Annotated in this window: 7 protein-coding genes; all 7 read right to left on the bottom strand. The window is 67.6% G+C overall.

Annotated features, from left to right (window positions below; genetic code table 11):
* Nucleotides 1-421: 421 nt before the first annotated feature.
* The 7 genes from AB0G50_RS10080 to AB0G50_RS10050 all read right to left on the bottom strand — a co-directional run bounded on the left by AB0G50_RS10080 (nucleotide 422) and on the right by AB0G50_RS10050 (nucleotide 6,365).
* Nucleotides 422-1,720, bottom strand: a complete 1,299-nt coding sequence (locus AB0G50_RS10080; RefSeq protein ID WP_360104688.1) for a site-specific integrase — start codon at nucleotides 1,718-1,720, stop codon at nucleotides 422-424.
* Between the two features lie 43 nt (nucleotides 1,721-1,763).
* Nucleotides 1,764-1,967 carry a helix-turn-helix domain-containing protein gene (locus AB0G50_RS10075; protein ID WP_360104685.1) on the bottom strand — a complete coding sequence of 68 codons (204 nt, stop codon included), beginning with the start codon at nucleotides 1,965-1,967 and terminating at the stop codon, nucleotides 1,764-1,766.
* Between the two features lie 21 nt (nucleotides 1,968-1,988).
* Nucleotides 1,989-3,590 carry a replication initiator gene (locus tag AB0G50_RS10070; protein ID WP_360104682.1) on the bottom strand — a complete coding sequence of 534 codons (1,602 nt, stop codon included), beginning with the start codon at nucleotides 3,588-3,590 and terminating at the stop codon, nucleotides 1,989-1,991.
* Nucleotides 3,591-3,664: 74 nt separating this feature from the next.
* Nucleotides 3,665-5,143 (bottom strand): FtsK/SpoIIIE domain-containing protein, encoded by a 1,479-nt coding sequence (locus AB0G50_RS10065; RefSeq protein WP_360104679.1) that lies wholly within the window; start codon nucleotides 5,141-5,143, stop codon nucleotides 3,665-3,667.
* Between the two features lie 327 nt (nucleotides 5,144-5,470).
* Entirely contained in the window at nucleotides 5,471-5,740 is a 270-nt protein-coding gene (locus tag AB0G50_RS10060) for an AMED_5909 family protein (RefSeq protein WP_360104676.1), read from the bottom strand.
* Nucleotides 5,725-6,066, bottom strand: a complete 342-nt coding sequence (locus tag AB0G50_RS10055) for a hypothetical protein (protein ID WP_360104673.1) — start codon at nucleotides 6,064-6,066, stop codon at nucleotides 5,725-5,727. Before AB0G50_RS10055 ends, AB0G50_RS10060 begins: the two co-directional genes overlap by 16 nt.
* On the bottom strand, nucleotides 6,063-6,365 hold the full coding sequence (locus tag AB0G50_RS10050; RefSeq protein ID WP_360104670.1) for a hypothetical protein: 303 nt from the start codon (nucleotides 6,363-6,365) through the stop codon (nucleotides 6,063-6,065). Before AB0G50_RS10050 ends, AB0G50_RS10055 begins: the two co-directional genes overlap by 4 nt.
* Nucleotides 6,366-6,378 lie beyond the last annotated feature (13 nt).

The following is a 6,378-nucleotide window of genomic DNA, read 5'->3' as shown; positions in this document are numbered from 1 at the left end:
GGCCAGGCTCCTGCGGTGTTGTCGGGGGGGGGGGCGCCGGCGGGGGGGGCCCCCGGCGGGCCCGGCGCGGGGCCGGGGCCTGGCCCCCACCCCCCCCCGCCCACCCCCCCCCCGCGCCGCGTGCCGCCCCCCCCCCACCCCGGGCCCCGCGGCGCGTTCCGGTCTTGACGGTGCGTCGCGATCCGCCCTACGTTGCGTGACCAGACCGGTTCGGTGATCGAACCCTGGAGACGCGATGTCCGCGGATGCGGCGACCACGCCACGGTCGCGAGGCCCCTTCGCCCGGGTGCTCGCCGCGAGCGTGGCCGGCACGACGGTCGAGTTCTACGACATCTTCACCGTCAACGCCCTGACCTGTATTTTCTCCGATTCTGATCTTGCCAGGCCGTACACAGGCCGTGCGAGATGAACCGCGCCGAGGTCAGGCCGCCGAGGAGTCGTCCGCGTCCGGACTGCCTGCACGAGGAGTGAACACGTTGTCGATGGCGAGGCGAGCCCTCCGATGGCTGGAGGGGACGAGGTGGGTGTAGATGCGCAGGGTGTAGCCGGGGTCGTGGTGGCCCAAGTACTCGGCCACTTCTTTGATGGACACACCGTGCGCGAGCCAGTAGGACGCACAGAAGTGACGCATGGCGTGCATTCCGTCGAGTCGCCCGCGATAGGTCAGCCCTGCTGCGGTGAACGCGGGCTGCCAGATCTCGCTGGTGAAGTTGCCTCCACGCCAGACTTGACGTTCGCGTGGTCGGCCCAGCCGGGTGAGTCCTTGATCCTTGAAGTTGACCAATACCCGCGCCGTCAGCAGGTCACCCCCTGGCTCCAACCAAGGCAGCGTCAATTCGACCGGCTCGTAGTTCTCTTGGTATTCCTGCACCTGGCGCAACACGCCGGAGGCAAGAGGGACCACCCGATTCTTACCTCCTTTGGGTGGCGCAAATACCGCCTGACCTCCGATCCAGCGGATCTGTCGGACCACGTGCAGCTCCATGTTTTCCGCATCCAGGTCGTCCGGACCGAGTCCGAAGATCTCCATTTGCCGCAACGCGGTGCCCGCGCCGAGCGGGACTATGATCTTGTAGTTGCCAGGCAGCGCCGCCATGAGAGCGTGCACTCTGCACTCTTGCCATGGCACGATCTTCTGAAAGTCGGCTTTCGGCTTCTTGATGCTCTTGGCGTTGAACGGGTTGCTCCGGATCTTGTCCTCGTCTCTTGCCGCCTGGACAATGGCAGCGACGAGATCGAATATCTGCGATCGGTAGGACGTCTTCGTCCCCTTGCTGCGCATCCATTCCAACCACTCACGAATGGTGTCGGGCTTCTCCACCACGCGTAGCGGCTTGTCCCCAAGAAATGGGTAGACCTGAGCGTTGAGCCGACTGTCCACAGTCTGCTTCGTGCTGACATCCTGCGACTGTCCCCGACGCCACTTCTCGGTGTGGGACCGGAACGTCTCATCCCCCGCCGTAGGGTCCACAAAAACGCCTGCCAAGACGTCATGCTGCATCTTGGTGAGAAACGCTTTCGCCTTCTCCAAATTCCTGTCCGGAAAGCTCCTGCTACGCTCCTTCCCTTCAGCGTTGTAGTACCTGACTCGGTAGCGCATCCCCTTGCCGTGCAGGTCAGTCTTCTCCTGCACCGGCTTACCCTTCGCGTTGAGCACGGGTTTCCCGGTGTCCGACTCGAAGCTGTCCCGGTACCAACGGTCTTCCACGTGTCCAGCCATACCGATGACCCCTTCATTGCAGCGTTCAGGTGGCTATTTGCACTCAGGCAGCGTTACCGAGTTCGTCCAACCAGTCGTGGACATCCTCCGGGCGGTACCGGATGTGCTTTCCGAGGCGTTTGTAAGCAGGGCCCTTTCCCCGGTATCGCCAGTCGGTGAGGGTCTTCTCCGGGATCCCGAGGAAGGTCGAGAGGTCTTCCGGGGTCCAGAGGACTTCCACCGTGACGTGTCGTGGCCGGTCGGTCATGTCTCCCCCTGATTCCCCTCGTCAGGCCGCCGCGGACGGAGTTGCTGAAACATCGGGCGCCGGTCGTAACACCGCTTGCGCCCGGTCGTACTCGGCTCTCCACGCAAGGCGTTGCGCGATCATGTGCATCAACAGCTCGGTCCGACTGGGCGTGTGCGGGTCGCCGGGTCGGACCGGGTTCCACTCCAGTCGGGCGCGGTCGGTGTCGGGCTTGGCGATCCCGGCGGCAGCGAGGGCTTCGCGGACGAACGCGGCGCGGTCGGTCTTGTGCTCCGCGAGCGTCTTCCCCGACCAGCGCCGCGAGACCAGGACGCGTCTTCCTGGCAGGCCGAGGGTGTCTCGGCGGTGGGCCTTGCCCTTGCAGTGGCCCGGCGTGGTCCGGGAGGTGGCGCCCCTGGGTTGGACGCCGTAGAGCAGCCACACCGCGCACCGGTCCGAGCAGGGCGTGACCGCGAGCTCCGCCGCGAGCCGTTCGGCGTGGTCGGCCAAGCGGGGTGAGGCGTCGGCGTCGACTACTTCGGTGATGGACTTGGTCAGGTACTTGGTGAGGTAGCCGATGTGCCGCCCGGACTCCTCGGTGCCGCCCAGGATGCCCTTCGAGTGGACCTGTGCCCCGAACCGGGCCGTGTGGGCGGGAGCGTCCAACCCGGCGATCGCGTCGGCCCACAAGGTGAGCGGCGCGTTGGTGTCGGGGTCCACGAAACCCTTGGTGCCCATGTTCCACACCGGCATCCGGGCACCGCCGTAGGTCGGCCGGTCATGGTCGGGCCACCACACCTGGAGGTAGGTCGCGGCCGTCACCTGTCGGACGACCTTGTGCGGGATCGAGCCGCGTACTGCGAAGTGCGCGTGCGGGGTGATCCGGCGTTGCGGCTCCACGGTCCCGAAGTACTGGGCGTCGAAGCCCACGACACGGCGCAGGTTCTGCCACCACCTATCGACCAGGGAGGCGAAGTGCACGGCATCGCGGGCAGCCCGCCGGTAGTCGTAGGTGTCGGGGGCGACGGGAGCGCCATCCGACCGGACCTTGCCGTAGGTGTCGAGGGTGAGCGTGACGAAGGTGGACGGGCGGTAGCCGCCGGCGAACTCGCGGCCCACGGTGCGCTTGGCGACCTTGCGGCGGGGCAGGTCGGGTGCATCCTGGCGGCGCCGAGTGGAACGGGTGGCGGCTCGGCGGTTGGGGCGTTCCACCGCGGGGAGGTTCCCGCGGACTCCTTCACCACGCAGGTCGGTGTCCGCGTCCCGGATGCCCTCCCTCAGGTCCTCGATCTGGTCCTCCGCGCCTTCTGCCTGTGCCCGCCGGTACTCCGCCGTCAGGTCCGACCGGTAGGTCACCAGGGCGACCTGATCGGCGGTGGGCGCGTGCCGCTCGGCCACGGGTTCGTGGTCGAGGTGCCAGCCTTCTCGGCACTGGGCCATGCGTGACTTGCGGTTGCGGTCCGCGCAGGCCGGGCACTTGGACGCTTGTGTTGCGTTGCAACGGATCCCGACGATCCGAACCTCGCCGCTGTCCAGGTCCACGACCTCACGCATGACCGGCCGCGTGCACACCCCGTGCTGCTCGGCCGCCGCCTTGACCACGTCCAGGCTCAACGGCATCCGCGCCCGTTCCGCGGAGTTCATGCCCGCCACGTCCAGCGGAACCGTCGGAACTTCAGTGACACCAACATTTTCCTGTAAATCCATAGTGGACTCGTTCACGCCGCGGCACCTCCGCTCGCGTCACCGTCAGGACGGGTCGGGAAGGCGTGCACGGTGGCGTCACCGGCGGTGAGGAACACGCCTAGCTCCACGAGATCCTGATCGGTCACGTGGAACGCGCGGACGCGTTCGGGCTGTGCCTTGCCGTCCGTCTTCACCCACGCCACGCCCGGGGTCTGCTCACTGATCTCATGCGCGGCGGCACCACGGGCACGGGCGCCGTCGCCGAGGACCATGTCCACCTGCGTCGTCTCGTCCAGTCGCAAGGCAACCCGCGTGCCGAACAGGTGTCGGAATCCCACGACCTCCTTGCGCGGGTCCTGAACCAATCCGACTACACAGAACCCGGGTGCGCGACCCTGGGAGGTGATCGTCTGCACCGCCCGCGCCGCCCGTTCCCGGAGCTGCCTGTCCTGCTGGTAGGCCACCAGGTCGGCCAGTTCGTCCACCACGAGGACCGTGAACGGCTCACCGTTGGACCGCGCCCACAACCGGCGGACACCCCGGTAGCGCGCGGCACGCTCCCTTACCTCAGCCGCCAACTCCTCCAGCAACTCGACCGCGTCGGGGCCGTTGTCGTACACGACCCGTGCGAACGCGTCCGGGCACTGCCCGAGTTCCATCCCGCCCTTGGGGTCGATGCCGACCAACCGCACCATCCCAGCCTTCACCGCGGGCGCGAGATGCCAGACGATCGACCACAACACCGAGGCCTTCCCGGACCCCTGCACCCCGACACCGAGAACCTGGTTCCCCTGCAAGCGAATCCGCCACGGTCGACCGGTCTCCGTGCGGCCGACGACAACCCGCCTCAGGTCCACCGAGTCCGCGTCGTCGCTCAACGCCGGTACCCGCAGCACACGCGCCAGCGGATCGGAGTGCACGAAGTCGAGTTCGATCACCCGAGGCCGCACCACCCGGACCCGGCACGACTGCGCGCCGAAGGAGTGCGCCAACCCTTCCCGCCGCAGCTCCCACTCCTCCGGGGACTGGGCCGGCACCATCCGCACCCGGACCCGGTCCCGCCACCCCTCGGACCGCACCCGACGAAGGGTCGGTCGGTACTCGCGCCCGCCACCCTCCTTGGTCAGGTCGGCCAACCTCATGACCATCCGCCACCGGGGCACGTACACCGTCGCCCGCCGGAACTCCGTCACCAGCCGATACCAGCCGTGCCGCAGGAACGACGGCCGGTCGTAACCCGCCCACAGCACGAGCACTCCCGAGGCTGACAACCCCGCCACCATCAGTGGTCCCAGGCCGAAGCTCAACGAGCACCAGGCCGTCACCAACGGGGCCATCGTGACCAGCGGATAGCGGACGACGACGAGCACCAGACGCACGCAGCCGACGACCAGGAACCACACCAGAACCAGCAGCGCGGCCAACCACTTCAGCCTGCCGGGCACCAGAACCCACCACGGCAGCCGGGGACGCCCGCCCTCGAACGGCGCCGGATCAACCCACCGCCCCATCAGGCAGCACCCCCGGACGCTTGCGCCGGTAGCCACCCCGGACGGGCGCGGAACGATTTCCACTCAGACGGGCCAACGTGCCGACTTGACGCACGCCCCCCGTGCACAGATACCCTTGACATGACTGGAATCCCTTGTGTCGCAACAAAGTGGATGACATGCCAGTCGGGTGGATCGCGGAGAGACAGCCAGAGCCCGCCAAGACTTGGTTCCGTCCCTCCGCGATCCACACCAACCGGCACGGAGCTGTTCAGTTGTAGAGACGTGCGTCATCACCACATCGGCCAGGTTCACCGATATGTCCAATGAGGACTTTCGAAGGACCGCCTACTGCGGTTTCAGCTTCTCCGCCGAGTTCTCCTCAACCTGCGCGAACGCCAACGCTTCGTGGTGGTGATACCGGTCCGTCCGCGCAACGCGGCGGTAGACCTTCGCCGCACGCACGTGATAGCCGATCCACAACTCGGCTCCCGCGTCAGGCCGGGGCTGTAGCCGCTCCAGCGCGTCGCGTGCCTCTTGGAGCGTGAGCGCCTGGTTCAGTGCATTCCAGGCACGGACGAGCGCGCCGCGATCGGCACCGGTCATCGTGCCCTCCACGCGACCACCTCGGGCCAGTACCTGTCGCGACCGTCCGGCGTCATCCGGTACGCCTTCCACGAAGGTTTCCCGTCACAGCGCACCGGGCCGGTGACCACCTCCAGGTGTCCGATGGCCGCCAGATCTTCGACCACGTAGCGCACCGAGTGCCGGTGCCGGAACAACTGCAACGCCAGTTCGGAGATGCGACGAGGGAAGACCGGACCCGTGATCAGCTCCTCCACCACCTCGATGAACACCTCCACCGAGTACCACCGGGTCGCCGGACTTCCGGCAAGCGAGCCTGCCCCTCGGATACCGGACAGGTCGAACGTCATCACGCTCATCCGGGCAACCTCCCCGGCCCCGACTCGCCAAGGTCTTCCCCCGAGTCCTCGGGGTGTCCCGGCCAGGACACGGCCCGCAGCCCGTGCCGCCCGGTGTGCGGGTCCAACACCGCGGCCAGGAGTGCGCACTGGTGGGCGACCGCCACCAGGTAGTCCGCCAGTTCCGCCGCGCCGTCCGGACCGTCCTCCGGCCCCAGAACGACCTGTTGACCGTCGCCCAGGTTCAGCCGCAACGCGTGGCTGCCCGAGTCCGGCCACCCGATCACCTCAACCTTCGGGTCAGGCCCGAGGGTGAACATGGCCCGCACGGTC

The organism is Actinosynnema sp. NPDC020468 (assembly GCF_040642015.1).
Taxonomy (GTDB): Bacteria; Actinomycetota; Actinomycetes; order Mycobacteriales; family Pseudonocardiaceae; genus Actinosynnema.
Note: the sequence above shows the minus strand (reverse complement) of the source record. Positions and strands in the feature narration are given on the sequence as shown.